General features: G+C 60.6%; 23 protein-coding genes and 3 pseudogenes. 10 read left to right on the top strand and 16 right to left on the bottom strand.

Features of this window, described 5'->3' with window-relative positions:
* Window positions 1-72 precede the first annotated feature (72 nt).
* From sucD to lpdA, 3 genes are all read right to left on the bottom strand, one after another.
* Entirely contained in the window at window positions 73-945 is an 873-nt protein-coding gene (sucD, locus tag ACRC0P_RS16205) for a succinate--CoA ligase subunit alpha (RefSeq protein ID WP_438632339.1), read from the bottom strand.
* 2 nt (window positions 946-947) lie between these two features.
* On the bottom strand, window positions 948-2,114 hold the full coding sequence (gene sucC, locus ACRC0P_RS16200; RefSeq protein WP_183455874.1) for an ADP-forming succinate--CoA ligase subunit beta: 1,167 nt from the start codon (window positions 2,112-2,114) through the stop codon (window positions 948-950).
* A 123-nt stretch (window positions 2,115-2,237) separates the two neighbouring features.
* Window positions 2,238-3,680, bottom strand: a complete 1,443-nt coding sequence (lpdA, locus tag ACRC0P_RS16195; RefSeq protein ID WP_438632338.1) for a dihydrolipoyl dehydrogenase — start codon at window positions 3,678-3,680, stop codon at window positions 2,238-2,240.
* Between the two features lie 100 nt (window positions 3,681-3,780).
* On the opposite strand from lpdA, the gene ACRC0P_RS16190 reads away from it, so the two are divergent.
* The gene (locus ACRC0P_RS16190) at window positions 3,781-3,906 is read left to right on the top strand and encodes a hypothetical protein (protein WP_438632337.1); all 126 of its coding nucleotides are present in this window, start codon (window positions 3,781-3,783) and stop codon (window positions 3,904-3,906) included.
* A 4-nt stretch (window positions 3,907-3,910) separates the two neighbouring features.
* On the opposite strand, the gene odhB is transcribed toward ACRC0P_RS16190, so the two are convergent.
* From odhB to sdhC, 6 genes are all read right to left on the bottom strand, one after another.
* Window positions 3,911-5,143, bottom strand: a complete 1,233-nt coding sequence (gene odhB, locus ACRC0P_RS16185) for a 2-oxoglutarate dehydrogenase complex dihydrolipoyllysine-residue succinyltransferase (RefSeq protein WP_438632336.1) — start codon at window positions 5,141-5,143, stop codon at window positions 3,911-3,913.
* 45 nt (window positions 5,144-5,188) lie between these two features.
* Complete coding sequence (locus tag ACRC0P_RS16180; RefSeq protein WP_438632335.1) at window positions 5,189-8,017, bottom strand: 2-oxoglutarate dehydrogenase E1 component; 2,829 nt, start codon at window positions 8,015-8,017, stop codon at window positions 5,189-5,191.
* Window positions 8,018-8,221: 204 nt separating this feature from the next.
* Window positions 8,222-8,926 carry a succinate dehydrogenase iron-sulfur subunit gene (locus tag ACRC0P_RS16175; RefSeq protein WP_438632334.1) on the bottom strand — a complete coding sequence of 235 codons (705 nt, stop codon included), beginning with the start codon at window positions 8,924-8,926 and terminating at the stop codon, window positions 8,222-8,224.
* A gap of 134 nt (window positions 8,927-9,060) precedes the next feature.
* The gene (gene sdhA, locus ACRC0P_RS16170; protein WP_438632333.1) at window positions 9,061-10,833 is read right to left on the bottom strand and encodes a succinate dehydrogenase flavoprotein subunit; all 1,773 of its coding nucleotides are present in this window, start codon (window positions 10,831-10,833) and stop codon (window positions 9,061-9,063) included.
* A 3-nt stretch (window positions 10,834-10,836) separates the two neighbouring features.
* Window positions 10,837-11,205 carry a succinate dehydrogenase, hydrophobic membrane anchor protein gene (sdhD, locus tag ACRC0P_RS16165; protein WP_438632332.1) on the bottom strand — a complete coding sequence of 123 codons (369 nt, stop codon included), beginning with the start codon at window positions 11,203-11,205 and terminating at the stop codon, window positions 10,837-10,839.
* A complete protein-coding gene (gene sdhC / locus ACRC0P_RS16160) occupies window positions 11,199-11,573 on the bottom strand; it encodes a succinate dehydrogenase, cytochrome b556 subunit (RefSeq protein WP_438632331.1) in 375 nt (124 codons plus the stop codon). The genes sdhD and sdhC overlap by 7 nt, the downstream gene beginning before the upstream one ends.
* 536 nt (window positions 11,574-12,109) lie before the next feature.
* On the opposite strand from sdhC, the gene gltA reads away from it, so the two are divergent.
* Entirely contained in the window at window positions 12,110-13,399 is a 1,290-nt protein-coding gene (gene gltA, locus ACRC0P_RS16155) for a citrate synthase (RefSeq protein WP_438632330.1), read from the top strand.
* A 585-nt stretch (window positions 13,400-13,984) separates the two neighbouring features.
* Here gltA and ACRC0P_RS16150 read toward each other — a convergent pair.
* On the bottom strand, window positions 13,985-14,203 hold the full coding sequence (locus tag ACRC0P_RS16150) for a DUF3820 family protein (RefSeq protein WP_438632329.1): 219 nt from the start codon (window positions 14,201-14,203) through the stop codon (window positions 13,985-13,987).
* A 74-nt stretch (window positions 14,204-14,277) separates the two neighbouring features.
* Here ACRC0P_RS16150 and ACRC0P_RS16145 point away from each other — a divergent pair, with 74 nt between their 5' ends.
* Window positions 14,278-14,547 carry a hypothetical protein gene (locus tag ACRC0P_RS16145; protein ID WP_183455854.1) on the top strand — a complete coding sequence of 90 codons (270 nt, stop codon included), beginning with the start codon at window positions 14,278-14,280 and terminating at the stop codon, window positions 14,545-14,547.
* A 48-nt stretch (window positions 14,548-14,595) separates the two neighbouring features.
* Here the strand turns inward: ACRC0P_RS16145 and ACRC0P_RS16140 are convergent, their stop codons facing one another.
* The 5 genes and pseudogenes from ACRC0P_RS16140 to ACRC0P_RS16120 form a co-directional block, all read right to left on the bottom strand.
* On the bottom strand, window positions 14,596-14,781 hold the full coding sequence (locus tag ACRC0P_RS16140; RefSeq protein WP_438632328.1) for a hypothetical protein: 186 nt from the start codon (window positions 14,779-14,781) through the stop codon (window positions 14,596-14,598).
* A gap of 5 nt (window positions 14,782-14,786) precedes the next feature.
* Complete coding sequence (locus ACRC0P_RS16135; RefSeq protein ID WP_438632327.1) at window positions 14,787-15,980, bottom strand: NAD(P)/FAD-dependent oxidoreductase; 1,194 nt, start codon at window positions 15,978-15,980, stop codon at window positions 14,787-14,789.
* Window positions 15,981-15,996: 16 nt separating this feature from the next.
* Window positions 15,997-16,215, bottom strand: a pseudogene (locus tag ACRC0P_RS16130) (dCTP deaminase); the annotation flags it as partial.
* A 6-nt stretch (window positions 16,216-16,221) separates the two neighbouring features.
* Window positions 16,222-17,367, bottom strand: a pseudogene (locus ACRC0P_RS16125) (Hint domain-containing protein); the annotation flags it as partial.
* Window positions 17,341-17,694, bottom strand: a pseudogene (locus tag ACRC0P_RS16120) (dCTP deaminase); the annotation flags it as partial. The pseudogenes ACRC0P_RS16125 and ACRC0P_RS16120, both read right to left, overlap by 27 nt.
* Before the next feature lie 248 nt (window positions 17,695-17,942).
* Between ACRC0P_RS16120 and imuA the strand changes: the two are divergent.
* The 4 genes from imuA (at window position 17,943) to ACRC0P_RS16100 (ending at window position 23,933) form a co-directional block, all read left to right on the top strand.
* On the top strand, window positions 17,943-18,650 hold the full coding sequence (gene imuA / locus ACRC0P_RS16115) for a translesion DNA synthesis-associated protein ImuA (RefSeq protein ID WP_438632326.1): 708 nt from the start codon (window positions 17,943-17,945) through the stop codon (window positions 18,648-18,650).
* Window positions 18,651-18,803: 153 nt separating this feature from the next.
* Window positions 18,804-20,315, top strand: coding sequence for a Y-family DNA polymerase (locus ACRC0P_RS16110; protein WP_438632325.1), 1,512 nt, complete (start codon window positions 18,804-18,806; stop codon window positions 20,313-20,315).
* On the top strand, window positions 20,299-20,502 hold the full coding sequence (locus tag ACRC0P_RS16105; RefSeq protein ID WP_438632324.1) for a helix-turn-helix domain-containing protein: 204 nt from the start codon (window positions 20,299-20,301) through the stop codon (window positions 20,500-20,502). The genes ACRC0P_RS16110 and ACRC0P_RS16105 overlap by 17 nt, the downstream gene beginning before the upstream one ends.
* A 218-nt stretch (window positions 20,503-20,720) precedes the next feature.
* A complete protein-coding gene (locus ACRC0P_RS16100; protein WP_438632340.1) occupies window positions 20,721-23,933 on the top strand; it encodes an error-prone DNA polymerase in 3,213 nt (1,070 codons plus the stop codon).
* 238 nt (window positions 23,934-24,171) lie between these two features.
* Here the strand turns inward: ACRC0P_RS16100 and ACRC0P_RS16095 are convergent, their stop codons facing one another.
* Window positions 24,172-25,329: an ATP-binding protein gene (locus ACRC0P_RS16095; protein WP_438632323.1), complete on the bottom strand. Its 1,158-nt coding sequence runs from the start codon at window positions 25,327-25,329 to the stop codon at window positions 24,172-24,174.
* A 280-nt stretch (window positions 25,330-25,609) separates the two neighbouring features.
* Between ACRC0P_RS16095 and ACRC0P_RS16090 the strand changes: the two genes are divergently transcribed.
* The 3 genes from ACRC0P_RS16090 to ACRC0P_RS16080 are packed head-to-tail and all read left to right on the top strand — an operon-like array spanning window position 25,610 to window position 26,589.
* The gene (locus ACRC0P_RS16090; RefSeq protein ID WP_438632322.1) at window positions 25,610-25,912 is read left to right on the top strand and encodes a type II toxin-antitoxin system MqsR family toxin; all 303 of its coding nucleotides are present in this window, start codon (window positions 25,610-25,612) and stop codon (window positions 25,910-25,912) included.
* Window positions 25,913-25,923: 11 nt separating this feature from the next.
* Window positions 25,924-26,340, top strand: coding sequence for a type II toxin-antitoxin system MqsA family antitoxin (locus ACRC0P_RS16085; protein ID WP_438632321.1), 417 nt, complete (start codon window positions 25,924-25,926; stop codon window positions 26,338-26,340).
* A 51-nt stretch (window positions 26,341-26,391) separates the two neighbouring features.
* Window positions 26,392-26,589: a hypothetical protein gene (locus ACRC0P_RS16080; protein ID WP_438632320.1), complete on the top strand. Its 198-nt coding sequence runs from the start codon at window positions 26,392-26,394 to the stop codon at window positions 26,587-26,589.
* Window positions 26,590-26,875: the final 286 nt, after the last annotated feature.

The raw sequence follows: 26,875 nt of genomic DNA, 5'->3' as shown, positions 1-26,875 counted from the left end.
CGGCCCATGGCCGCGATCAATCTCTCGGTGAACGGAAAGTCCGATCGCGGCCATGGGCCGCTCCTACAGGCATTACCAGCCAGCAGCTTCCTTCAGCGCATTGCCGATCTCGGCCAGGGAGCGCACGGTTTTTACACCGGCGTCTTCCAGCGCGGCGAATTTCTCGTCCGCGGTGCCCTTGCCGCCGGAGATGATCGCACCGGCGTGGCCCATGCGCTTTCCGGGAGGCGCGGTGACGCCGGCGATGTAGGAAACCACCGGCTTGGTGACGTTTTCCTTGATGTAGGCCGCCGCTTCTTCTTCCGCAGTGCCGCCGATTTCGCCGATCATGACGATGGCTTCGGTCTGCGGGTCCTTCTGGAACATTTCCAGGATGTCGATGAAGTTGGAACCCGGGATGGGGTCGCCGCCGATGCCCACGCAGGTGGACTGGCCGAAGCCGTGGTCGGTGGTCTGCTTCACCGCTTCATAGGTCAGGGTACCGGAGCGGGAAACGATGCCCACTTTGCCCGGCTTGTGAATGTGGCCAGGCATAATGCCGATCTTGCACTCACCGGGAGTGATCACGCCCGGGCAGTTGGGCCCGATCAGGCGCACGCCCAGTTCGTCGCACTTCACTTTCGCATCCAGCATATCCAGGGTCGGGATGCCTTCGGTGATGCACACGATCAGCTTGATACCGCCGTTGGCCGCTTCCAGGATGGAATCCTTACAGAAAGGCGCCGGTACGTAGATCACGGAGGCTTCCGCGCCGGTGGCTTCAACCGCTTCTTTCACGGTGTTGAAAACCGGCAGGCCCAGGTGTTCCTGACCGCCTTTGCCCGGGGTCACACCGCCGACCATCTTGGTGCCGTAGGCGATCGCCTGCTCGGAGTGGAAGGTGCCCTGGGAGCCGGTGAAGCCCTGGCAGATCACTTTGGTGTCTTTGTTAATCAGTACTGACATGATTATTTGTCCTCCGCGGCTTTAACCACTTGCTCAGCGGCATCCGTCAGGCTGGTGGCAGCGATAATGTTCAAACCGCTATCCGCCAGCACTTTTGTGCCCAGCTCTGCGTTGTTACCTTCCAGGCGCACGACCACCGGAATCTTAACGCCCACTTCTTCCACCGCGCCGATCACGCCTTCCGCGATCAGGTCACAGCGCACGATACCGCCGAAGATATTGATCAGTACCGCTTTGACGTTTTCGTCGGACAGGATGATCTTGAAGGCTTCGACCACGCGCTCTTTGGTCGCGCCGCCACCCACGTCGAGGAAATTGGCCGGCTTGCCGCCGTGCAGGTTGACGATGTCCATAGTGCCCATGGCCAGGCCGGCGCCGTTCACCATGCAGCCGATATTGCCGTCCAGCGCGACGTAGTTGAGTTCCCACTTGGCCGCATGCGCTTCGCGCGCATCTTCCTGGGAGGGGTCGTGCATTTCGCGCAGGTCCGGGTGGCGGTACAGGGCGTTGCCGTCGATCACAACCTTGGCGTCCAGGCAGTGCAGGTTGCCCTGGGGAGTGATGACCAGCGGGTTGATTTCCAGCAGGGCCAGGTCCTTTTCCTTGAACATCTTGGCCAGGCCCAGGAAGATCTTGGTGAACTGCTTGATCTGGTCGCCCTGCAGGCCCAGTTTGAAAGCCAGCTCGCGCGCCTGGTAAGGCTGGGCGCCTACCAGCGGGTCGATGGTGGCCTTGAGAATTTTTTCCGGGGTCTCTTCCGCAACCTTCTCGATTTCCACGCCGCCTTCAGTGGAGGCCATGAAAACGATGCGACGGGTGGAGCGATCCACTACCGCACCCAGGTACAGCTCCTGGTCGATATCGGTGCAGCTCTCAACGAGGATGCGGGAAACCGGCTGGCCGTTTTCGTCTGTCTGGTAGGTAACCAGGTTGTTGCCCAGCCACTTCTGGGCGAATTCTTCAATCTCCGCCTTGGAATCCACCAGCTTTACACCGCCGGCCTTGCCGCGGCCACCGGCGTGCACCTGGGCCTTCACCACCCACTTGTCGCCACCGATTTCATCTGCTGCCGCTGCTGCCGCTGCCGGGGTTTCCGCTGCAATGCCTTTGGAAACCGGCAATCCGTATTCCGCAAACAGTTGTTTGCCCTGATACTCATGCAAGTTCATAGTTAATACCAATTCACTTTTGAAAATTTAGAGGTGGGGGATTTCCCCCCTCTCCCCCGACCCCTCTCCCCAAGGGGAGAGGAGGGAGTTCGAACCGGGTCCCGAGGTCTCGGGTCCCGTTTTTTACTTACGCTTTTTACGGTTGGCTATGTGGATCGCGTGGCCGTTCACCGCCAGCGCGGCTTCCTTGACGCCCTCGGAGAGAGTCGGATGTCCGAACACGGTCATGCCGATATCTTCGGCGCTGGAACCGAACTCCATCGCGATCGCCACCTGCTGCACCAGGTCCGCCGCGGAAGGGCCGACGATATGCGCACCCAGCACGCGGTCGGTTTCCGCATGGGCGATGATTTTCACCATACCGTCCTTTTCGTTGGCAGCCACCGCGCGGCCCAAGGCAACGAACGGGAACACGCCCACATTGTAGGGCTCGCCATCCGCCTTCACCTGTTCCTCGGTGCGGCCCACAGCGGCGATTTCCGGGTGGGTGTAGATCACGTTGGGGATCACGTCGTAGTTCATCATCGGCTTCTGGCCGGCGATGCGCTCGGCGACCACCACACCCTCTTCAGAAGCTTTGTGGGCGAGCATGGGGCCGCGCACCACGTCGCCGATGGCCCATACGCCGGGCGCGGAAGTCATGCACAGGTCGTTGACGTAGATAAAACCTCGTTCGTCCAGCTTCACACCGGCGTCTTCAGACAGCAGGCCCTCGGTGTAGGGGCGGCGGCCGACGCATACGATCAGCTTGTCGAAGGTTTCCTGGTGCTCCTTGCCGTCTTTGTCCTGGTAGGTGACGACAACTTCCTTGCCCTTTACCTCTGAGCCGGTGACACGGCAGGACAGGCGGATATCCAGGCCCTGCTTTTTCAGGATCTTTTGCGATTCCTTGGCAATCTGCTGGTCCATGATCGCGAGGAAATTATCCAGCGCTTCCAGTACCACCACGTCGCTGCCCAGGCGGCTCCACACGGAACCCAGTTCCAGGCCGATCACGCCGGCACCGATCACGCCCAGGCGTTTCGGGGTTTCGGTGAATTCCAGTGCGCCGGTGGAGTCGACGATGATCTTGTTGTCCACCGGAGCCGGCGGAATGTTCACCGGTACGGAGCCGGACGCGAGGATCACATTGTCCGCTTCGTAGACGGTGGTCTTGCCGTCGAAGTCAGTGACTTCCACTTTCTTGTTGGACAGCAGTTTGCCGGTACCGTAAATGGAAGTGACCTTGTTGGCCGTAAACAGGCCGGCGATGCCGCCGGTAAACTGTTTGACGATCTGGTCCTTGCGCTCGACCATTTTCTTGACATCGATTTTCACCTTGCCGGTGTCGATGCCGTGCACGTCGAGGGAATCCTTGGCCTCGTGGTATTTCCAGGAGCTGTCCAGCAGCGCCTTGGAGGGAATACAGCCCACGTTCAGGCAGGTGCCGCCGTTGACACCCTTCCCTTCCTTGTTTTTCCACTTTTCGACACAGGCGGTCTTCAGGCCCAGCTGCGCGGCGCGAATGGCTGCGACATAACCTCCGGGACCGGAGCCGATTATGATTACGTCAAATTTTTCCGACATGGTCTGTTCCAGATATTTGTGAATTTAGGTGCGACCCGCGGTCGCATTGCCGAGCTGGAGCTCGGCGTTCCCAGGGCGGCCTGCGGCCGCGATCGCGGGCATGGCCCGCTCCTACATCAATCTCGATGCGAAGGCGCTGATGCCGGTGGCCGTCCGGGAAATGTTTGCCGATGAGGCTTTTTCCCGGACGGCCACCGGCAGCAGCGCCGCCACTGAGCCCAATTGAGCCCTTAAATCTCCAGCAGGATGCGGGCCGGATCCTCGATCATTTCCTTGATCGCCACCAGGAAGCCCACCGCTTCCTTGCCGTCGATCAGGCGGTGATCGTAGGACAGCGCCAGGTACATCATCGGCAGGATTTCCACCTTGCCGTCCACCGCCATGGGGCGCTCCTGGATCTTGTGCATGCCCAGGATCGCGGTCTGCGGCGGGTTCAGGATCGGTGTGGACAGCAGCGAACCGAAAACACCGCCGTTGGTGATGGTGAAGGTACCGCCGGTCATCTCGTCGATGGACAGCTTGCCGTCGCGGGCGCGCAGGCCCAGGTCGCGGATATTGTTCTCGATATCCGCCAGGCCCATGTTTTCCGCGTTGCGCAGCACCGGCACCACCAGGCCCTTGGGCGCGGAAACCGCCACGCCGATATCCTGGTAGCCGTGATAGACGATATCGTCGCCGTCGATGGAGGCGTTCACCGCGGAGTAGCGCTTCAGTGCTTCCACCGCCGCTTTCACGAAAAAGCCCATAAAGCCCAGACGGGTGCCGTTGTGCTTCTTCTCGAACAGATCCTTGTAGTTCTTGCGCAGGTCCATGACCGGCTTCATGTTCACTTCGTTGAAGGTGGTGAGCATGGCGGTGGACTGGGAGGCATCCAGCAGACGCTCGGCGATGCGCTTGCGCATGCGGCTCATGGGCACGCGCTTCTCCACGCGCTCGCCCGGGGCCACGGCCACTTCCGCGGCGGCGGCAGCCGGTGCGGCGGCGGGGGCTTTTTCCGCTTTCTGCACGTCTTCCTTGGTGATGCGGCCGCCCTTGCCGGTGCCGCTGACCTTGCTCAGGTCCACGCCCTTCTCTTCCGCCAATTTGCGCGCCGCCGGGTTGACCAGTTGATCGCCGCCGGCCGCGCTCTCCGCAGCGGGTTTCTCTTCCGCTTTTTTCTCTTCTGCCTTTTCTTCCTTCTCTCCGGCACCCGCTTCACCGCGGGCGCCCTCTTCAGCGCCCGCGGCCCCTTCGGTAAAGAGCGCGATGACTTCATTGGACAGGACGGTATCGCCCTCGTCCTTGATAATTTCGCTGAGGGCGCCATCGGCCGGGGCAACCACTTCCAGCACCACTTTGTCGGTTTCGATATCCACGATCAGTTCATCGCGGGACACGGCTTCGCCGGGCTTTTTATGCCAGGTGGCAACAGTGCCATCCTGGACCGATTCCGGGAAAGTTGGCGCTTTAATCTCGATCGTCATTGTTCCTGTTTCCTGAGATTGACTCTACTAATTACTGCCGCCGATTTATTTGACGGTCAGCGCCTCATTGATGAACTTGTTCTGTTCTTCCAGGTGGGTGGCCATATAGCCCGCCGCCGGTGCGGCGGATGGCTCGCGGCCCACGTATTCCACCTCCAGCTTGGGATGTGTCTCCGCCAGCAGGCGGCGCAGGTGGTGCTGGCTGTGATACCAGGCGCCCTGGTTCATCGGCTCCTCCTGGCACCAGGCCACGCTTTTGAGCTTCTTGTAGGCGGATACCGCTTCGACGAACTCCTCGTCCGGGAAGGGGTACAGCTGCTCGAGGCGCACCAGAGCCACATCCTCCTGCTCCCGCTCCATGCGCGCTTCCAACAAATGGTAGTAAACCTTGCCGGAGCACAGGATCAGGCGCTTGACCTTGGCCGGGTCCACCCCGTCGTCCTGGATGACGTTGTGGAACCTGCCGTTGGCCAACTCATCCAGGCTGGAAGTGGCCAGCTTGTGGCGCAGTATCCACTTGGGACTCATGATCACCAGCGGGCGGCGCATCGGGCGGATAGCCTGGCGGCGCAACAGGTGGAAAATCTGCGCTGGGGTGGTGGCGTTGCACACCTGGATATTGTGCTCGGCACACATTTGCATAAAACGCTCCAGGCGCGCGGAGGAGTGCTCCGGGCCCTGCCCTTCATAACCGTGCGGCAGCAGCATCACCAGGCCACACATGCGGCCCCATTTGTGCTCGCCGGAGGTGATGAACTGATCGATCACCACTTGGGCGCCGTTGGCGAAATCGCCGAACTGAGCCTCCCAGATCACCAGTGATTTGGGTGTGGTGGTCGCGTAGCCGTACTCGAACGCCAGCACCGCCTCTTCCGACAGCAGCGAATCGTAGATATCGAACGCCGGCTGGCCCTCGTACATATTCTCCAGCGGCACATAGCAGGAACCGTCCTTCTGGCTGTGCACCACCGCATGGCGGTGGGAGAAGGTCCCGCGGCGCACATCCTCGCCGGTGAGGCGGACCATATAGCCCTCTTCCAGCAGGGTGCCATAGGCCAGGGTTTCCGCCATGCCCCAGTTGAGCGGCAGGGCGCCGCCGGCCATCTTGCGGCGGTCCTCATAGATCTTGGCCACCTGGCGCTGCATCACCACACCGTCCGGCACCGTGGTCATACGCTTGGCGACGTCTTTCAGTTTCGCCAGTTCCATACCGGTATCCGCCGGGGTCTGCCAGTCGTGATTCAGGTAGGGGGTCCAGTCCACGAACATGGACTCGTCCGGCTCCTGCACCAGGCCGGTGGCCACATCCTCGCCCCTATCCAGTTTGTCGCGGTAGTCGCTGGCCAGCTTGTCCGCGGCCGGCTTGTCGAGCACGCCTTCATTGACCAGCTTCTCCGCATAGAGGGTGCGGGTGGTCTTGTGCTTGCGGATGGTCTGGTACATGCGCGGCTGGGTCCCGGAGGGATCGTCGGTCTCGTTGTGGCCGCGGCGGCGGTAGCACACCAGGTCGATCACGATGTCCTTCTTGAACTCGTAGCGGTAGTCCACGGCGAGGAGCGCAGCCAGCACCACCATTTCCGGGTCGTCGCCGTTCACGTGCAGCACCGGGGCGTCGATCATCTTCGCCACGTCGGTGCAGTACTCGGTGGAGCGGGCGTCCTCGCGCTTGCTGGTGGTGAAACCCACCTGGTTGTTGAGCACGATATGCACGGTGCCGCCGGTGTAGAAGCCGCGGGTCTGGGACATCTGCAGGGTCTCCTGCACCACGCCCTGGCCGGCGAAGGCGGCGTCGCCGTGGATATTCACCGGCATCACCTTCTCGCCGGCGCTGTCGCCGCGGCGGTCCTGGCGGGCGCGCACCGAGCCCTCCACCACCGGCGCACAGATTTCCAGGTGCGAGGGGTTGAAGGCCAGTGCCAGGTGCACCTCGCCACCGGGAGTCATCACGTTGGACGAGAAACCCTGGTGGTATTTCACATCGCCGGAGGTATCCAGGGTCTTCTTGCCCTCGAATTCCTCGAACAGGTCGGAGGGGTTTTTGCCCAGGATGTTGACCAGGGTATTCAGGCGGCCGCGGTGGGCCATACCCATTACGATCTCCTTCACCCCGTAGGTGCCGGAGCGGCGGATCAGTGCGTCCATCAGGGGGATCAGGCTCTCGCCGCCCTCCACCCCAAAGCGCTTGGTGCCGGGATACTTGGAGTCCAGGTGGCGCTCCAGGCCCTCGGCGGCGGACAGCCGCTGCAGGATTTCGATCTGGACGTCGGTGCCGAAGTTGGGCTTGGCCTGGCTGCGTTCCAGGCGCTGCTGGAACCACTGCTGCTCGTCCAGGTTGGACAGGTGCATGATCTCAGCGCCCAGACTGCCGCAGTAGGTGCGCTCCAGCCCCTGGACGATTTCCCGCAGGGTCGCCTCTTCCTTGCCAAAGAAGAGATCACCGGTCTGGAAGGTGGTGTCGTAGTCACCCTCGGTGAGGCCGTGGTAGTTGAGCTGCAAGTCGGGGACCTGCTCCCGCGCCATCAGGCCCAGGGGATCCAGGGTAGCCTTCTTGTGGCCGCGGTGACGGTAGGAGCTGATCAGTTGCAGGACTTTGACCTGCTTGCGTTCGTGTTCGATATTGATGGCGCCGGCCCCGGGGGCGGCCAGCGGGCGGGTGCGGTGCTTGGCGAGTAACTCAAAATGTTGCCGCACTGCGGCATGGGAGACGTCGCCGACACCGTTCACCCTGGGGAGACTGTCGAAGTAACTGCGCCACCCCTCCGGCACGCCGTTGGGATCGTGCAGATAAGTCTCGTACAGTTCCTCCACATAGGCTGCGTTGCCCCCGGAGATATGGGAGCTGCGCCACAGCTGCTCCATGGTACTTTCGTGCATGTTGATGCCTACCTCGTTGCGGTGCGCCGTTTTCCGGTACCCGCACTGCTCTACTTTCCTTACTCACAAAAGGGGAGGCACTAAAAGTCACCTCCCCTTTTTCACTTGGAACCGGCTCAAGGGCCGATTTTCTTTAGATAGGCGCCGCCGTTGGCGCCGAGCCCACACGGAGGGCTCAACCGGGCTTTGATGCCTGCCCCGCCGCTACACGGCGCGGGCCAGCAACATATGGCGGATATGGCCGATCGCCCGGGTGGGGTTCAACCCCTTGGGGCAGACGTTGACGCAGTTCTGGATACCGCGGCAGCGGAAAACACTGAAGGGGTCATCCAGTTTGGACAGGCGTTCGTCGGTGGCCCCGTCGCGGCTGTCCACCAGGAAGCGGTAGGCCTGCAACAGGCCCGCCGGGCCGATGAACTTGTCCGGGTTCCACCAGAAAGACGGACAGGCGGTGGAACAGCAGGCACAGAGGATACATTCGTACAGGCCGTCGAGCTTCTCGCGCTCTTCCGGCGACTGCAGGCGCTCGATGGCCGGCGCCGGGGTGTCGTTCTGCAGGTACGGCTCGATCTTCTTGTACTGCTCGTAGAACTGCTCCATATCCACCACCAGGTCGCGGATCACCGGCAGACCGGGCAGCGGCCGCAGCACCAGTTTACCCTTGCGCGCCGCTTCCGAAAGCGGAGTGGTGCAGGCCAGGCCGTTGCGGCCGGAGATGTTCATGCCGTCGGAACCGCACACGCCCTCGCGGCAGGAGCGGCGGAACGACAGGGTCGGGTCCTGCGCCTTCAGCAGCTCCAGCACGTCCAGCACCATCAGGTCCTTGCCCTCGGTGTCCAGCTCGTAGTCCTGCATATACGGAGCTTTGTCGGTCTCCGGGTTGTAACGGTAAATGCTTACTTTCAACATTTCTCTGCTTCCGAACGTAGGGTGCGCCATGCGCACCAGTATGCTTTGCGGCTTCGCGGTGCGCGCGGGCAGAAAAATGCTCCTGCATTTTCTGCACTTCCGCCATCCATGGCGGTCGCGCACTCTACTGGTTTTTAGTAGGTCCGAGCCTTGGGCTCGAAGGCTTCCACAGTGCTGGGGGCAAAGTTGACCGCGCGCTTGCCGGCACGTTTCTCCGCCGGGAAGAACATGGAGTGGCACAGCCAGTTCTCGTCGTCGCGCTCCTGGTAGTCCTCGCGGGCGTGGGCGCCGCGGCTCTCGGTGCGCACTTCCGCGGCGATGGCAGTGGCCTCGGCCACTTCCAGCAGGTTCTGCAGTTCCAGCGCCTCGATACGGGCGGTGTTGAAAGCGCGGCTCTTGTCCTCCAGGCGCACATTGTCGATGCGCCCGCGCAGCTCTTCCAGCTTCTTCACCCCCTCGGCCATATAGTCGCCGCGGCGGAATACGCCGAAGTGGTTCTGCATCACATTTTGCAGCTCGGTGCGGAGGCTCGCGGCCGATTCGCCGTCGTTGCTGTTCTCCAGGCGGTTCAGGCGCGCCATCGCCGCTTCGATATCGGAATCGGAAGCCTCGCGGTGCTCGATGCCCTCGCGCAGGGACTGCTCGATAAACAGGCCGGAGGCGCGGCCGAACACCACCAGGTCCAGCAGGGAGTTGCCCCCCAGGCGGTTGGCGCCGTGTACCGATACGCAGGCCACCTCGCCGCAGGCATAGAACCCCTCCACCACCTGGTCGTTGCCGGAGGCATCCTGGGTCAGGGCCTGGCCATGCACATTGGTGGGGATGCCGCCCATCATATAGTGACAGGTGGGAACCACCGGGATGGGATCCTTCACCGGGTCCACGTGGGCGAACGTCTTGGACAGCTCGCAGATACCCGGCAGGCGGCTGTTCAGCACGTCCTCGCCCAGGTGGTCGAGCTTCAGGAATACGTGGTCGCCGTTGGGCCCGGCGCCGCGGCCGTCGAGAATCTCCAGCACCATGGAGCGGGCCACCACATCGCGGGAGGCCAGGTCCTTGGCGTTGGGGGCGTAGCGCTCCATAAAGCGCTCGCCGTCCTTATTAATGAGGTAACCACCCTCACCGCGGCAGCCCTCGGTCACCAGCACGCCGGCGCCGGCAATACCCGTCGGGTGGAACTGCCACATCTCGATATCCTGCACCGGCATCCCCGCGCGCAGGGCCATGCCCACGCCGTCGCCGGTATTGATGTGCGCGTTGGTGGTGGAGGCGAAGATGCGGCCGGCACCGCCGGTGGCGAATACGGTGGCCTTGGATTTGATGAACACCACTTCGCCGTCTTCGATGCACAGCGCAATCACGCCCACCACGGCGCCGTCCTGGTTCTTCACCAGGTCCACCGCGAACCACTCGTTGAGGAACACGGTGTCGTGCTTGACGTTGTTCTGGTACAGGGTGTGCAGCAGCGCGTGGCCGGTGCGATCCGCTGCCGCGCAGGTGCGCGCGGCCTGGCCGCCGCGGCCGAAGTCCTTGGACTGGCCGCCGAAGGGGCGCTGGTAGATGCGGCCCTCCTCGGTGCGGGAGAAAGGCAGGCCCATATGCTCCAGCTCAAATACCGCCTCCGGGCCCACGGAGCACATGTATTCGATGGCATCCTGGTCGCCGATATAGTCGGAACCCTTCACGGTGTCGTACATATGCCAGCGCCAGTCGTCCTGCGGATCGGCGCTGGCGATGGCACAGGTGATGCCGCCCTGGGCGGAGACCGTGTGGGAGCGGGTGGGGAAAACCTTGGTGATCACCGCAGTCTTGAAGCCGGACTGGGCCATCTGCAGGGCCGCGCGCATACCCGCGCCGCCGCCGCCAATTACGATCCCGTCAAAGGCAATGGTTCGCATATTCGACATAAGTTACAGACCCCACAGAATTTCAATGCCCCACGCCGTGTAGAACACGGCAACCGCGGCCAGCAGTACTTCCATCACAAGACGCAGCACGGTGGCCTTGGCCCCCATCAGGCGGTTGGTGATGTAGTCGGTGATTACAGTCCAGAGCCCGATCCAGGCGTGCACGATGGTGGAGAGCAGGGCCAACAGCGTGAACACCCGCATCCAGCGCTGGGCAAACAGGGCGGACCAGCTCTCGTAGCCAAAATCCTTACTCAGGAAGATGAAACCCACTATAAAGAAGGTGTAAACCGCGAGCAGCACCGCAGTAGCGCGCTGGTACAACCAGTCGAAAGTGCCGCTGCGACCGAAGCTTGTAATTGTCGTTACCATAACCAGACCCCCGCCAGCAGAATAAGAACTGCGGAGACGGCCAGCACCACTACGGCACTGCGTCGACCGCCCTCAAGGGATTCGCCGATCCCCATATCCATCAGTAGGTGACGGATACCCGCCGCCAGATGGTAGATAAGTGCCGCCAGCCCGGCCCACAGGACCAGCTTGGCCGGAGTACTGTCGAAGGCCGTCGCCACTTTGGCGAAGCCCTGCTCGGATTCCAGGCTGGCACTGAGCATGTACAACAGCAATGCCACCACGGCGAAGAGGACCACGCCGGAGACGCGATGCAGTATGGAAACCAGAGCTGCGACAGGAAGATTGATAGTGGAAATGTCTAGATTGACAGGTCTGTTTTTGTTCACAGGAAAAACACCTTGTTGCCCTGAACGACCGGGCGCCCGTTAGCTTTTCAAAATGGAGGGGCTAGCTGCTTGCTGATCACTTCGCATACGACCTGCTGAAGCCTTGTACAAAGTGGCCTTACCATGGCGCAAGCCGCGCGGATTATAGGCATTCGATCCCCAAAACACAACGAGACTGCACCGCTTACCGGAGGTTTACCACACTTGGCCGCAGGAAGAGGGGCGCGCCAGGCCGGCGAAATTTCCGATGACAATCCTCCCGCCAGCCAGGGAAAAGCTCTGCAACAGGCGCCGGGAACCGAATATCCTACCGCTGAGGGACTGGCCACCCACCCGGTTTGGTTTGACAATTTGCGGCGCGCCACTTAAGTTTGGCCCCGCTCGAGAGCCCTCTGGGCCCCTTGGGGCCCCAAAGACGAGCCCTGCATACAACGGCAGAGGCCGGATGGATACGGGCTGCAAGTGGGATCGATCGCGGCCAGGAGCCGCTCCAATCTCCCCCTAAGCCGGTAAAAGAACAGTTTTAGGAGTCCGCAATGTCCGATAAAAAAGCGCAACTTACGGTCGACGGTATCGACGGCACCATCGAGATGCCCGTCCTCTCCGGCACCGTCGGCCCCGACGTTGTCGATGTCAGCAGCCTGACCGGCAAGGGCTTGTTTACCTACGACCCGGGCTTCGTGTCCACCGCCGCCTGCGAGTCCAAGATCACCTATATCGACGGCGCCAAGGGCGTACTGCTGCACCGCGGCTACCCCATCGAGCAACTGGCGAAGAGCTCCGACTACCTGGAGACCTGCTACCTGCTGATGAACGGCGAGCTCCCCAATGCCCAGCAGAAGAAGGAGTACGTCAGCAGCATCATGAACCACACCATGGTGCACGAGTCCCTGGTGAACTTCTTCAAGGGCTTTCGCTACGACGCCCACCCGATGGCGATGATGTGCGGCGTAGTCGGCGCCCTCGCCTCCTTCTACCACGACTCCCTCGATATCACCGACCCCGAGCACCGCAAGATCTCCGCCGACCGCCTGATTGCCAAGATGCCCACCCTGGCCGCCATGTGCTACAAGCACTCCAAGGGCCAGCCGTTCATGTATCCGGACAACAGCCTGAGCTATGCGGAAAACTTCCTGCATATGATGTTCGGCAACCCCTGCGAGGCGAGCAAGATAGACCCGGTGGTGGCCAAGGCAATGGATATCATCTTCCTGCTGCACGCCGATCACGAGCAGAATGCCTCCACCTCCACCGTACGCCTGGCCGGCTCCTCCGGTGCCAACCCCTTCGCCTGCATCTCCTCCGGCATCGCCGCTCTCTGGGGACCGGCGCACGGCGGCGCCAACGAAGCGGTACTGGACATGCTGCAGGAGATCGGCGACGAGAGCCGCATCGACGAGTTCGTCAAGCGCGCCAAGGACAAGGACGACCCCTTCCGCCTGATGGGCTTCGGCCACCGCGTGTACAAGAACTTCGACCCGCGCTCCCGTGTGATGCAGGGCATCTGCGACGAAGTGCTGGGAGCCATGGGCGTGGAGAACGACCCCCTGCTGAAGATCGCCAAGAAGCTGGAAAAGATCGCCCTGGAAGACGAATACTTTGTGGAGAAGAAGCTCTACCCCAACGTGGACTTCTACTCCGGCATCATCATGAAGGCCATTGGCATTCCCACCGATATGTTCACCGTGATCTTCGCCACCGGCCGCACCGCCGGCTGGATCGCCCACTGGGACGAGATGATCTCCAATCCCTACAAGATCGGCCGCCCGCGCCAGCTGTACACCGGCTACACCCAGCGCGACTACGTGCCGCTGAACCAGCGCTAAATCAACGGTGCCCGCAAAAAAACCCGGCATTCGCCGGGTTTTTTTATGGAATTTGCATCCCAGGACTCGACGCCGCTGGCCGCGATCAATCGATAGTCGGAGTGACTGGAAGTCCCGATCGCGGCCAGCGGCCGCTCCTACAGAAATCGAATAACAATCATGTTGTTTATTGCGTAAGTTGGTATGAACAGGTTTGTGAAAAAAGTCATACAGAAACTGCTCGCTCCTCGGGGCACGGGAAAGAACGCCAGCGCCAGATGCGAAGGGCCCGATGCCGGGGGCCGTTTGTGAAACGTTTACCGATGAGGTTGTTGAGCAAACGGCCACCGGCAGCGGGCCCGCCCAGGCCTTTCTTACTGGCAAGTGCGGAAAGCACACAGCAAAAGCGGCCGACGTTGTTTCGACCGCTCGTTTCAAGATGACTGGAACTCACCGCTGTTTCACTCGCTGAAATCCTTCCAGACCAGTGGTCACCCGCTGTGGGTTTATTTACGGTTGTGTCCAGTCTCGTTACGGACCGCTTGTTATTTGCTCCCCCTACCCGGGCATTACTAGTTTAGTGTCCCCACGGCTGTTTCCAAGGAATCAACCGTCTTTCAGTGGCTCGATCAGCCCCTCCAGTCCCAGGGTTTTGACCTCCAGGGCCAGCGCCATTAACCGGCCCAGCCGGCCCTCGGGAAAGCCCTTGTTCGCAAACCACAGCAGGTAGGCCTCCGGCAGGTCGATCAGCGGCCGCCCCGCATATTTGCCGAAGGGCATGGGCATGCGCGCGATATCCAGCAGATCCTGTTTTTCGAAGGTCACTGTATTTTCCATTGGTTGTTCGACCTACCCCACCATACACTGGCTCAGGTCTACTCGCAGTAACAGAGGTGCTTATGAGTATTCAACTCCTCAAACGTCTGGGTCTTACCTTCCTGCTTATCGCCGCCCTGGGAAGTCTTGGCTGTGCCAATATGAATCCCACCGAGCGTCGGGTGGCCACCGGCGCAGGCATTGGTGCGGTAACCGGGGCCCTGATCAGTGGTGGCCGCGTGGGAGGCACAGTGGCCGGGGCTGCACTCGGAGCGGGTGCCGGCTGGATCTATGACTACGAGAGGAAAAGACACTTTTACTACGACCGATATGGCCGTCGCGTTTACCGGTAAGCGGTGCCTTGACCCGGCAATATCGATTGCCGGGTCAAGGGCTTTCGATTACAGCAGCTTAATTTTTGTCTTGCCACAGCGCTGGCAACGGTATTCAGTCACCAGTTTGCCCTGCTTCACATCAAACTTTTTCTCGGTGACCACCTGCCATTTGTGAAAACCGTCGCGACACAGGCTGTTACCCTTGTGTTTCTGCCAGGCAGTTTTGCGCTTGAAAGGCAGTATATCTCCCATAACCGTCAGGCGACCTCCCCCGCCGCGTGGCCCGATGCCCAGGCCCATTGAAAATTGTATCCGCCCAACCACCCCGTCACATCCAGCACCTCGCCGATAAAATAGAGCCCCGGCTGCTTTCTGCACTCCATGGTACGCGAGGATATCTCATCGGTGTCCACACCGCCCAGGGTGACTTCCGCGGTCCGGTAGCCCTCGGTGCCCGCGGGCACCAGCTGCCAGTGCTGCAGCTGTTCGCCGATATCCCTCAATTTCACTTGCGTGTACTGTTTTAATGGCAGGCTGGCAATTTTCCGTTGCTGTAAAAAATACTGCACCAGCTTTTTGCTCCACAGCTCCGCCAGCGCATTGTGCAGGTGGATATTCGGCCTTTCCGCCCGCTGCTCCCCCAACCACTGTGCCAGGTCCCGGCCCGGCGCCAGGTCGAAATCCACTGCCCGCCCCTCGCGCCAGTGGCTGGAAATCTGCAATACCGCCGGACCACTCAGGCCCCGGTGGGTAAACAGCAGCTGCTCGTTAAAACTGCCCGCGTCGCAGCTGGCAGCGACCGCCAGCGCGCTGCCGGGCAGTTCCTCCTGCTGCTCCAGTTGGCGCCTGTGCAGGGTAAAGGGCACCAGCGCCGGGCGGGTGTCGATAATATTGAGGGCGAACTGGCGCGCCACCTCATAGCCGAACCCGGTGGCCCCCATGGTGGGGATCGACAGGCCGCCGGTGGCGATTACCAGGGATTCGCAGTGCGCCTCCCCCAGACTGGTGCGCACACAGAAGCCTTTTTCCTGCGGCTCGATGGAGAAAATACTGCAACGGGTGCGAATCTGCACCCGGGAGTCCCGGCATTCGCTCAACAGCAAATCGACGATATCCCTGGATTTGTTGTCGCAAAACAGCTGGCCCAAGGTTTTCTCGTGGTAGGGGATTCCGTGTTTTTCCACCAGGGCGATAAAGTCCCACTGAGTGTAGCGGGCCAGGGCCGATTTGCAGAAGTGCGGGTTCCGGCTGTAGAAATTTTCCGGTGCCGTGTACAGGTTGGTGAAATTGCAGCGCCCGCCGCCGGACATCAGGATTTTCTTACCCACCTTGTTGGCGTGGTCCAGCACCAGCACACTGCGGCCCCGCCGGCCGGCCACCGAGGCGCACATCAGCCCGGCGGCGCCGGCGCCGATCACCAGCACATCGGTTTGTAAGGGAAGGTCGCTCACGGCGACGGAGTTTCGATCAGGCCCGCGGCAGGGTCACACCGCGCTGACCCTGGTACTTGCCGCCGCGGTCCGCATAGGACACATCGCAGACCTCGTCGGACTCGAAGAACAGCATCTGCGCCACGCCCTCGTTGGCGTAGATCTTCGCCGGCAGGTTGGTGGTGTTGGAGAACTCCAGGGTGACGTGGCCTTCCCACTCGGGCTCCAAGGGGGTTACGTTTACGATAATGCCGCAGTTGTGGACGAAAACTCCCGCCTCCAGGGCGAAGTTACCGGCCTCCGGTACGGTCAGGCAATAGACGTCGTGGTCACCGGGCAGCGCCCGGACACTGGCCACCTTGTGATTGCGGTACTCGCCGCGACCTTGCATCTGGCCAATGACATCGGGGAAGCGGCGAAATACGGATCTGTCGCAGTTCAGCAGGCGGGCCGCACCGCGGATCGAGCCCGTCTGATCCAAGGCCCAGCGCACACGATCGGCGGTAATTTCGGGGCGAAGGTTGATCTGGCGGGCGATTTCCCGTTGCTGCCTGCGCCGCGAACCATTGTCGCGTGCCCAGGCAGCGGCACTCAGGCGACTCTGGCGCTCTCTTTCCGCAATATCCGCGTAGCGATGCACCATGGCCTGGCAGCGCCGCTCCCGAGTCTCCTCACTCGGATTCTGCCGAGCTTCCAGAACACGCTCGCGAATCTGTGCATACCGGGGATCTTTCCAGAAGTTCAGAGCACGCTCCGACTGTACTTTCGAATAATGCGCCGACCATTCCGGATCCAGGGAAAGTCGCCCCAGCGCCTCGCGAATACTCGCCGAATGCTCTTGCGGGTCGAAATCCTCGCCGTAGGTTTCCGCATTGTGGTGGCGAATATGTTCGGACGCCTCCATGCGCAGAATATTGGTTGGCAGATTGTTGCGACGGTTGTGGTCAATATGATGCCTATGTGTCCCCGGTACATCGTCGTAGATGCCGTGGCGCAGATTCCACTCATCGGCCAGCCGGTGAGTGGGGTGCATCTGGCCATTCAAGGGCTGGTAGACCATTTCGTAGCCGCGCTTTATATCGCGGTACAAGGGCATCAAAGCGGTATCCGGACGCAAATCGGCGGCGGGCAGGTAGCGCCCGTCGCGCAGCAAGAACTGGTGGTCCGGGGTGGCGCGGATGGTTTCACCACTGTCGAGTGTGATCTCAATCAGGCTGTCGCGCCCGATATAACGGGGTGCTTCCAGCATGGTAACGATCAGCCGCCCGGTCGGCCCTATGCTGTAGCCCCAGAAAATTTCTCCCGACTCCGCCCGGCGCGCCATTTCTTCCAGTGTCGGCGCACTCCCATCCGCCAGTGCAACCCGCGTATCACCGCGAAAACAGCGCGCATACGTGGATTTCCCCAGGCAAATGGTCAACACCGAGCGCGGAATACGGAAGTACTCCACAGTGCGCGCCAGGGCGAAGGAGTTTGGAGGAATAATGCAGGAGTCCCCTTCCACATCGACAAAGCTGTTTTCGTCGAAGGTTTTCGGGTCCACGGTGGCGGAATGCACATTGGTGAATATCTTGAACTCGCCGGCACAGCGCACGTCGTAGCCGTAACTGGAGGTACCGTAGGAAATCAGTCGGTCACCGTTGCCGTTGTAGCGCACCTGGCCCGGCTCGAACGGCTCGATCATGCCCTGCTGCTCGGCCATACGGCGAATCCACTTGTCGGACTTGATGCTCACTCCGCCCCCTAGTTGCTGTTGATTCAGTTCTTGCGATTCTGCTGGTCAGCTCTTTTGGTCTTGTTGTCTCGACCGACAACGAGGCCGAATCATAGCCGGTTTGCGCTGTGCAAAAAAGTGCCAATCCCACACCAGCCCTCTTGCCGGCCCTTATCGACTACTGTATAAATTACCAGTAAATACTGTACACATATACAGATCCAATCCCACTGGGCAACAAATGCGCGCAGAAAGCGAGGGCAGAAACCGTGAACCGTGCCGAAAACTTCTTGCAAAACAACCGCTTAACCACGGAATCGAAACAACAGCGACTGCAGCAGCTGCTGGCCCAGCCGGATATCTGGCAGGCCGCCAATGAACACAGGCGCCGCCGGCCGGGTATCGCCACCGGCTACAGCGCCCTGGACGCGCTGCTCGCCGGGCGCGGCTGGCCCCGCGGCGCCACCACCGAACTGCTGGTGGACCGATCCGGCATCGGCGAAATCTCCCTGCTGCTGCCGGCGCTGGCGGAAATCACCCAGCGGGAAGAGATGGTAATCCTGGTCAACCCGCCCTTTATCCCCTACGCCCCGGCCCTGGCCAGGGCCGGAGTCCAGCTGGAGAAACTGCTGATCCTGCACCCCCGCGGGCACAGGGATGAACTCTGGGCCCTCGAGCAGTCCCTGCAATCCGGCTGCTGCGGCGCCCTGCTCAACTGGCAGGGCCGGGAGACTCCGGCGGACAAAGACCTGCGCCGCCTGCAAGTCGCCGCCCGCGAGGGCGAGGCGCTGCATTTCCACTTCCGCCCCGGCACCTCCGCCGCCAGCCCCTCCCCCGCCGCCCTGCGCCTGCAGATGAGTGGAGACGGCGATCAGCTGGCGCTGCAACTGCTCAAACAACTGGGCGGCCAGTCCGGCCAGAAGCTGCACCTGGCCCGCAGCCCCGACCTGACCCGGCGGGACCGCCCATTACATTGAGGAGCCGGAGTGACGTAGGGTGCGCCGTGCGCACCGCCCGGGACCGCGGAGCTCCAGCTCCGGCAGGCGGCGCAACCACCCCCTGGGAACGCCGAGCTCCAGCCCGGCATTGCGGGCCAAAGGCCCGCTGTTCAAGCAAAGAGATCTAAAACTATGCTCTGGCTCTGCATCCAATTCCCCAAACTCCCCCTGGAAGCCCTCACCCGCGCCCAACGTCACAACGCCAAGACGGGCCCCCGGGCGGTCATCGAAGGCCAATTGATCGTGGACGCCAACGCCAACGCCGCCGAACGCGGCGTGGAATGCAGCCTCACCATCGCCACCGCCTGCGCCCTTTGCGCAGACCTGGAGCTGCTGCAGCGGGATAGCCAGCGGGAGGAACAACTGCTGCGCGAACTGGCCCAATGGGGCTACAGCTTTACCCCGGTGGTCTCCCCCCAACCGGCGGAATCCATCGAGTCCGGCGACGGCGGCTTCGCCTGCCTCTACCTGGAGCTGGGCGGCAGCCTCAAGGCCAGCGGCGGCCTGCAACCGCTGTTGCAACAACTGCGCCGGGAGCTGCGCCAGATGCGCATCAGCGCCTTTATGGGCCTGGGCCACAGCCCCAGCGCCGCGCGCCTGCTCAGCCAGCTGCCGGAACACCGCCAGTGGCTGAAGGAAACCCGGACACCGCCCAGCCCGCAGCACTGGCGCCAGTGGATCAGCTTTGCCCCCAGCAAGCTGCTCCACTGCAGCAACAAGACCACTGCCAAACTCTACGCCTGCGGCATAAAGCGCGTCAGCCAACTGCTGGCCCTCCCCTTGTCCGAAGTGGGCAGCCGCTTCGGCCGCGACTTTATCGACTACCTGGCCCGCCTCAACGGCAGTCGCCACGACCCGGTGCCCAGCTACCAGCCGCCCCCGGAATTCCACAGCGAACTCTTCTTCCCCAGCCCGCTGGACAACAGCGAGCAGCTGCTGTTTCCCGCCGGCCGCCTGGTGCGCGAACTCTGCCGGCAGTTGCAGCGCCGACAGCTCTACAGCCAGCAGCTGCGCTGGAAACTGGACTTCGGCCGCCTCGGCTGCAAGGTATTCAGCGTGGAGACCTCCCGCCCCCTGCTGGACCCGCAGCGGTTGATCGCGCTCACCAAACTGCAACTGGAAAGGCTCAAACTGGAACACCCGGTGCAGGCCCTGAACCTCACCTGCGACCAGTTATCCCCGCTCAGCCAGGACGATGCGGACGACGACCTGTTTGGAGAAAACAGCAAACTTCAGCGCAGCCACCAATTGCTGGACAAGCTCCGCGCCCGCCTGGGGCACCAGGCCCTGTCCGGCGTCACCCTGAAAGAGAGCCACCTGCCGGAACAGGCCTGGCAGAGCGCCGACACCCTGGTGGTAAAAAGCCGCACCAGCCGGAAAGGCCAAAGCCTCCACCCGGTCAACGCCCCCAGGCCAACCTGGCTGCTGCCCCGGCCGGACAGACTGCAAAGTCGCGGTCACAAGCTCTTCCACCGCGGCGAACTCAAACTGCTCCAGGGCCCGGAACGTATCGACGGCTACTGGTGGCAACACAACCGCCACGCCCGGGATTACTACATCGCGCGGGGGGAGGAAGGGAGTCTTTATTGGGTGTTTCAGGACCTGACTTCGGAGGATTGGTATCTGCATGGGCTATATGGCTGAACAAAATATGACGCCCATTCGCGCCTGGCGAGGGTACCTGAAACTCACCCAAGCTCAAGTCGCCGAGCGACTCAAAATTACCCAGGCAGCTTACGCTCAACTCGAGGCCAGCCAGCGACCGCGGAAATCCACTTTGCAAAGAGTATCTGCCGCACTGGAAATCACAGTAGAGCAATTAGCAATTTAGCCCTCTGTCCGGAGGAATTATGTTTGGCACTGCTCCCAGTGCGCACTCAAGTCGATGGCTGTTGTAGGAGCCTGCTTACAGGCGAATATTCGCGGGCCTACCGCACCTCCAGTTCGTCTGCAAGCAGGCTCCTACAGCGTAATCCCCTTTAATTCAGTGCCGGGTTAATAACACCAGCAAACTTGATCGATAAAGTCCATTTCCAACACCGGCCCACCATGCAGTACGCCGAACTTTTCTGCCAAAGCAACTTCTCCTTTCTCCAGGGCGCCTCCCACCCACAGGAGCTGGTGCAAACCGCTCACAGGCTACGCTACAGCGCCCTGGCCATTACCGACGAATGCTCCCTCTCCGGCGTAGTGCGCGCCTACAAAGAACTGGAAACACTAAAAGCCAGCGGCAGCAACCTCAAGCTGATCTGCGGCAGCCTCTTCCGCCTGCAGGAAGACAACCAGCAACTGGTCCTGCTGGCCCCCAATAAAACCGCCTACAGTGAACTCTGCCAGCTGATCTCCACCTCCCGTCTGCGCACGGAGAAGGGGCAATACCAAACCCACTTGCAGGACCTGCTGGACCTGTGCCGGGAAACCATCGCCATCTGGATTCCACAGGGAGGGAAAGCGCTATTTATCCCCGAAGAGCTAAAGCGGCATTTTGCCAACCGGCTCTATATCGCCCTCAACAATCCGCTGGGCGGTCACCAGAACCAAAAAATCCTGGACCTGATGCAGTTTGCGCAACAGGAGCAACTGCCACTGGTGGCCACCAACGCAGTGCTGATGCACTGCCGCAGCCGCAAACCCCTCCAGGATGTGCTCAATGCGAATTACCACAACTGCACCCTGGAACAGCTGGGCTACCGGCTGGAACAAAATGCCGAGCGCTACCTGCGCCCGCTGAGCGATATCGCAGCCCTCTATCCCAGGGAGGCCATAGAGAATACCCTCGCCATCGCCGACCGCTGCCATTTCAGTCTCGGCGAACTGCGCTACCAATACCCTTCCGAAGTGCTGCCCCCTGGAAAAAAAGCCAGCGACTATCTGCGCGAACTGGTACAGAAAGGCGCGGCAAAACGCTGGCCGGGAGGCACCCCGGAGAAGATCGCCAAACAGATAGAAAAAGAGCTCGGTATCATCGCCGAGCTCCGCTACGAGCACTACTTTCTCACCATCTGCGATATAGTCCAGTACGCCCGCAACCAGCATATCCTCCACCAGGGCCGCGGCTCCGCCGCCAACTCCGTGGTCTGCTACTGCCTGTTTATCACCGAGGTGGACCCGGAAAAGATCGAGCTGCTGTTCGAGCGCTTTATCTCCCGCGAGCGCAACGAACCGCCGGATATCGATGTGGACTTCGAGCACGAAAGGCGCGAAGAGGTGATCCAGTATGTCTACGGAAAATACGGCCGCCACCGCGCCGGCCTCGCCGCCACCAAGATCAGCTACCGTTTCAAGAGCGCCCTGCGGGATATCTGCAAGGCCCTGGGCATCGGCGCCGCCACCATCGAGCGGCTGCAGGCGGAGCGCGCCTGGTGGGACAAACTGGAAGACTTTCCGCAACAGATGCAAAAAGCCGGCATAGACCCCGATAGCACCGCGGGCAAAATACTGCCGAAACTACTGCAACAGATTTACGGCTTCCCCCGTCACCTGTCCCAACACGTGGGCGGCTTCGTGATTACCGAACAGCCGCTGCACACCCTGGTGCCCATCGAGAATGCCGCCATGGAAGACCGCACCATCGTGCAGTGGGACAAGGAGGATATCGAAGACCTGAAACTGATGAAGGTGGATATCCTCGCCCTGGGCATGCTCACCGCCCTGCGCAAATCCCTGAGTTATATCGCCCTCTACGGGCCCAGGCTCAAGCTCCAGGATATCCCCCGGGAAGATCCCCAAGTCTACGAAATGCTCTGCCAGGCCGACACCGTCGGCGTCTTCCAGGTGGAATCCCGCGCGCAGATGAGCATGCTGCCCCGGCTGCAGCCGCGCAGATTCTACGAACTGGTTATCGAAGTCGCCATAGTCCGCCCCGGGCCAATACAGGGCGGCATGGTGCATCCCTACCTGCGCCGCAAACAGGGACTGGAGCCGGTGGTCTATCCGCACCCAAACCTGAAGCCAGTGCTGAATCGCACAAAAGGCGTACCCATTTTCCAGGAACAGGTAATCCAGCTATCCATGGTCGCCGCCGGCTTCAGCGGCGGCGAGGCCGACGAACTGCGCCGGGCCATGGCCAGTTGGGGCAAAAACGGCAACCTGCACAAATTCAAGGACAAACTGATTCAGGGCATGCTGGCCAACGGCTATGAACAGCGTTTCGCCGAACAACTGTTCGAACAGATGAAAGGCTTCGGCTCCTACGGCTTCCCCGAATCTCATTCCGCGAGCTTCGCCCTGCTGGCCTACTTCTCCGCCTGGGTCAAACACCACCACCCCGCAGCCTTCTACTGCGGCCTGCTCAACAGCCAGCCCATGGGCTTCTACGCCCCCGCCCAACTGGTCTACGACGCCCAGCGCCACAACGTAAAAGTCCTCCCCATCGACGTCCTCCACAGCCACTGGGACCACCGCCTGGAACTCTCCTCCCCTCTCCCGCTTGCGGGAGAGGGGTCGGGGGAGAGGGCCCGCGGCCCATGGCCGCGATCAACCCAAACCGAATACCCCGAAACACAAGAACCCATCCAGGCTCTACCAACTTCTCACCCGTCATTCCCGCGAATGCCGGAATCCAATCCCCCAGCACTCCGCCTGGGCATGCGCCTGATCAAAGGCCTGGACGAACAAACCGCAACCACCATCTGCAAAATCCGTGCAGAACAAGGCTTTCACTCCCAGCCCCAGTTCCGCGAACGCACCCACCTGCCCACCGATCAACTCGCCGCCCTGGCCGCCGCCAACGCCCTCGGCAGCCTCTCGGACAACCGCTACCTGAACACCTGGCACTCCCTGAACGGCGAAATAACCGATCAAGCCACCCCCGGCTACCACCCGGGCAACTCCCAGGAAGACAACAGCTACAGCGACTACGCCAGCACCGGCCTCACCCTCCGCGAACACCCCATCGCCCTGCTGCGCCGTCGGGACCACTACCGGAACCATCTGACTGCCGCACAACTGAAAGACTGTACCGATGGCCAACAGGTACAGGTTCTCGGCCTGGTGACCTGCAGGCAGAGGCCCGGCAGCGCCTCCGGGGTCCTGTTCCTGACCCTGGAAGATGAAACCGGGGTGGTCAACGTGGTGGTGTGGGATAAAGTGCAGCAGCGCTATCGCCGGGAGATACAGCGGGGAAATATCCTACAAATTGAGGGGCTGGTACAGCTCAATAAAGACCGGGGGGAAAACCAGTATTCGGTTATCCATTTGATCGGCAGAAAAATCCGCGGCCTGGCCTGGCGGGAAATTCAGGCGGTCAGGAGCTTCCATTGAGGTTTATTGACGTACTATTTTCAAGGGCATCTCTAAATGGCAGTTTCGCTCTTTGCCGTAGGGTGCGCCCTGCGCACCATTCAGAGTTCATGCGGGCTCCCGCTCCCTTTGGCCGCTCCCTTTGGCCGCTCCCTTTGGTGCGCACGGCGCACCCTACAATTGCAGTTTATAGCAATGTCCTTTGGTCTGTTTTTCAACCGGTGGATGCCCAGACTCTTTATATCGAGTAGAGCGAAACTCACAAAATATCCGCCATTCGCGTATATGGAATCGCTGTAATACCATCGCTAAATTCCATGGGTTCTCCACTGTAAGCAATATAGCGGCGTGCCAAAGGGGAAATCCGCTCCGAGAAGTTCCGTAAACTTTTTTTAAAACTGGCGTGATAAGTGGCAGCCGACTTGATTTCGATACCGACCAGTTCATTGCCGGATTTATGCAACAGATCGATTTCATTGCCGTGATTGTCACGGAAAAAATACAGATTTGGTACCTGTGCTCTATTGACTCTGGCCTTCACCGCCTCTAAGACCACCAGGTTTTCAAACAAATTACCAACCAAGGGGTCGCGTGTTACCTGGCGGACATTTTCGATATCCAACAGATAGGCAAGCAGCCCTGTATCCGTAAAGTATATTTTGGGGGATTTGATTGCGCGCTTGCCGAAATTCTCGTAATAGGGTGCGAGCCTGAATACGATGAAAGAAGCCTCCAGAATCGAAAGCCACTGTTTGATAGTTTTGGTATCCACTCCCACATCCCCGGCCAATGACTGGTAATTGACTACCTGGCCGGCGCGCCCCGCGAGCAGTTTGATGAATTTTTCAAATAAGGTCGCGTCCTTCAGCCTGATAAGCTGCCGTACATCTCTCTCCACATAGGTCTGATAATAGGCCCCATAGGCAATTCGCGGCCTCTGGTTCTGATCGTAGATACGAGGCAGGAAACCGCGAAACACATATTCTTCAAAGAACTCGAATGAGATCCCGGCGCCGGCCAGTTCAGCGATCGACAGCGGCAACAGGTGCAGCATACCGGTCCGCCCGGCCAGCGACTGGGTAATCGCCGCTCTCAGCTCCAACTGATGCGAACCGGTGAGAACGAACTGACCGTTTTCCTGGCGCTCATCCACAATGCCTTGAAGATAACTCAAGAGGTGGGGCGCACGTTGGATTTCATCAAATATGACTCGCCGGTCGTGCCGCTTAAGGAAGGCCTTCGGGTCCTCCCTGACAATGGCCCGGGTGTCCGGGTCCTCCAAAGTGACATAGTCGTATTCGGGCAGGGCGGTCCGCACCAAGGTGGTTTTGCCCGCCTGGCGCGGCCCAAGGATCGTCACCACCGGGAATTCGTGGAGCTGGGCCACCAGCTCAGAGGTCAGTGTACGCGGAATCATGATCCGCACTTTAACTTGTACATATCTGGAGTTCAAGTCCAGATATGTACAAAAATGCAAGACTTTCTACTGCTCTCCCAACGCTTTGTCGCGGCCAACTCGGATATTGCCGAGCTGACCAAGTAGTTGACGGAAGAGATGGGAGAGACCTGACGGCCTGGCTTATACGTCGGGAAATGAGTGACCTCATCATTCCTATAAAACTGTTATATCGAGATTTGCCCCCTATCTTCTACTTTCTCCTGTTTGCAAAAATAACCATATTGGTTAATATTTACCGATGGAAAAGCGCCCCCCTCACTACAACCTCAAGGAAATTCAGGTTCAGATGGCCGAGGTCGGGGGCCTGCGCTTGACCAGTAGCGCCCGGCGCGGCTTGCATGAGCTGGACTTCGGAGTGACAGACGCGATCGCCGCTATCCAGGGGTTGGTACCGCGTTACCTGCGCAAGAGCATGACCACCTACGCAGACCACCAGGTGTGGCAGGACGTCTACACCACCGAGTACCGGGGCGAGGCGCTGTGTATCAAGTTTCAACAGGATGAGGACGGCTACTTCACCGTCTCATTCAAAGCACTGTGACAGGAGGGTATATGACCAAGGCGAGCAACAAGCCCGCGCGCTGCCCCCAATGCGGCCGCGGTACCCTAAGCCGCTACGCGAAGCCGGAGACCTTCACCTATCGCGGGCAGATCACCACCCTGGAACAGCCTGGCGAGTGGTGCGACCACTGCGGCGAGGGCATCCTCACGGGCCAGGACATGCAGGCCACCGAGGTCGCGCTGGCCGAATTCCGCCAGCAAGTGCGGGCGGAGCAGGCGCGCCACTACAAGGCTATCCGCAAGCGCCTGAGACTGACCCAGCGGGATCTGGCCGAGATCTGCGGCGGGGGCGTCAACGCCTTCTCACGCTATGAGCGCGGCGAAGTCGAGATGCCTTTGGCTGTGCGGCGGCTGCTCGATCTGATCGACAAGCATCCGGAATTGTTGGATGAACTGAAGGCGGCATGATCAATCAGGGCAACCGCGTCCGGCCCGAATATGTAGAACCAAGAATTGCCAGTGGCCGGGCAAATCGATGCTTTGCAACAACCGCAAAAGTCGGGCACACAAGAGTATCCAAAGCTCAAACCAACTGCGCCAGAAAGGTTTATGCCGGAACTACCATTGGCCGGTGAATTTCAAAACAATCCCTTTCAACAAAATCCAAATCCATCGCCACCTGAAAGGCGTGCTCTTGGTGTAGATAGCGGGGCATGACCAATTTCTCAGGTATCGTAAAAAGGTAATGACCATTTTGCGATAGCACATCAATTGGTCAACTGTAATTCGACTCCACGGTCAGAACATTGCAGAGCCCAAAGATAACATCCGGTCATACCTTTAGAGCCTGTTTGTGATCTGGTTCTGCACGTCCAGCGCGGGGTCGGGAGGGGTGCCTCTTTCCGGGACACGGGCTGGGCGCCCCCCTTAAATACGTCCCTGTACGCTCGTAATCGGCATCCCTGCCTCATACGGTCCCGAAAAGAGGCACCCCTCCCGACCT

The organism is Microbulbifer sp., assembly GCF_051659245.1.
In the GTDB taxonomy this organism is placed as follows: Bacteria; Pseudomonadota; Gammaproteobacteria; order Pseudomonadales; family Cellvibrionaceae; genus Microbulbifer.
Note: the sequence above shows the minus strand (reverse complement) of the source record. Positions and strands in the feature narration are given on the sequence as shown.

Bases quoted from the DNA above. Each gene is read 5' to 3' on its own strand.
- sucD (WP_438632339.1), bottom strand. From the start codon at position 945: ATGTCAGTACTGATTAACAAAGACACCAAAGTGATCTGCCAGGGCTTC.
- sucC (WP_183455874.1), bottom strand. From the start codon at position 2,114: ATGAACTTGCATGAGTATCAGGGCAAACAACTGTTTGCGGAATACGGA.
- lpdA (WP_438632338.1), bottom strand. From the start codon at position 3,680: ATGTCGGAAAAATTTGACGTAATCATAATCGGCTCCGGTCCCGGAGGT.
- ACRC0P_RS16190 (WP_438632337.1), top strand. From the start codon at position 3,781: ATGGCCCGCTCCTACATCAATCTCGATGCGAAGGCGCTGATGCCGGTG.
- odhB (WP_438632336.1), bottom strand. From the start codon at position 5,143: ATGACGATCGAGATTAAAGCGCCAACTTTCCCGGAATCGGTCCAGGAT.
- ACRC0P_RS16180 (WP_438632335.1), bottom strand. From the start codon at position 8,017: ATGCACGAAAGTACCATGGAGCAGCTGTGGCGCAGCTCCCATATCTCC.
- ACRC0P_RS16175 (WP_438632334.1), bottom strand. From the start codon at position 8,926: ATGTTGAAAGTAAGCATTTACCGTTACAACCCGGAGACCGACAAAGCT.
- sdhA (WP_438632333.1), bottom strand. From the start codon at position 10,833: ATGTCGAATATGCGAACCATTGCCTTTGACGGGATCGTAATTGGCGGC.
- sdhD (WP_438632332.1), bottom strand. From the start codon at position 11,205: ATGGTAACGACAATTACAAGCTTCGGTCGCAGCGGCACTTTCGACTGG.
- gltA (WP_438632330.1), top strand. From the start codon at position 12,110: ATGTCCGATAAAAAAGCGCAACTTACGGTCGACGGTATCGACGGCACC.
- ACRC0P_RS16145 (WP_183455854.1), top strand. From the start codon at position 14,278: ATGAGTATTCAACTCCTCAAACGTCTGGGTCTTACCTTCCTGCTTATC.
- ACRC0P_RS16140 (WP_438632328.1), bottom strand. From the start codon at position 14,781: ATGGGAGATATACTGCCTTTCAAGCGCAAAACTGCCTGGCAGAAACAC.
- ACRC0P_RS16110 (WP_438632325.1), top strand. From the start codon at position 18,804: ATGCTCTGGCTCTGCATCCAATTCCCCAAACTCCCCCTGGAAGCCCTC.
- ACRC0P_RS16105 (WP_438632324.1), top strand. From the start codon at position 20,299: ATGGGCTATATGGCTGAACAAAATATGACGCCCATTCGCGCCTGGCGA.
- ACRC0P_RS16100 (WP_438632340.1), top strand. From the start codon at position 20,721: ATGCAGTACGCCGAACTTTTCTGCCAAAGCAACTTCTCCTTTCTCCAG.
- ACRC0P_RS16095 (WP_438632323.1), bottom strand. From the start codon at position 25,329: ATGATTCCGCGTACACTGACCTCTGAGCTGGTGGCCCAGCTCCACGAA.
- ACRC0P_RS16090 (WP_438632322.1), top strand. From the start codon at position 25,610: ATGGAAAAGCGCCCCCCTCACTACAACCTCAAGGAAATTCAGGTTCAG.
- ACRC0P_RS16085 (WP_438632321.1), top strand. From the start codon at position 25,924: ATGACCAAGGCGAGCAACAAGCCCGCGCGCTGCCCCCAATGCGGCCGC.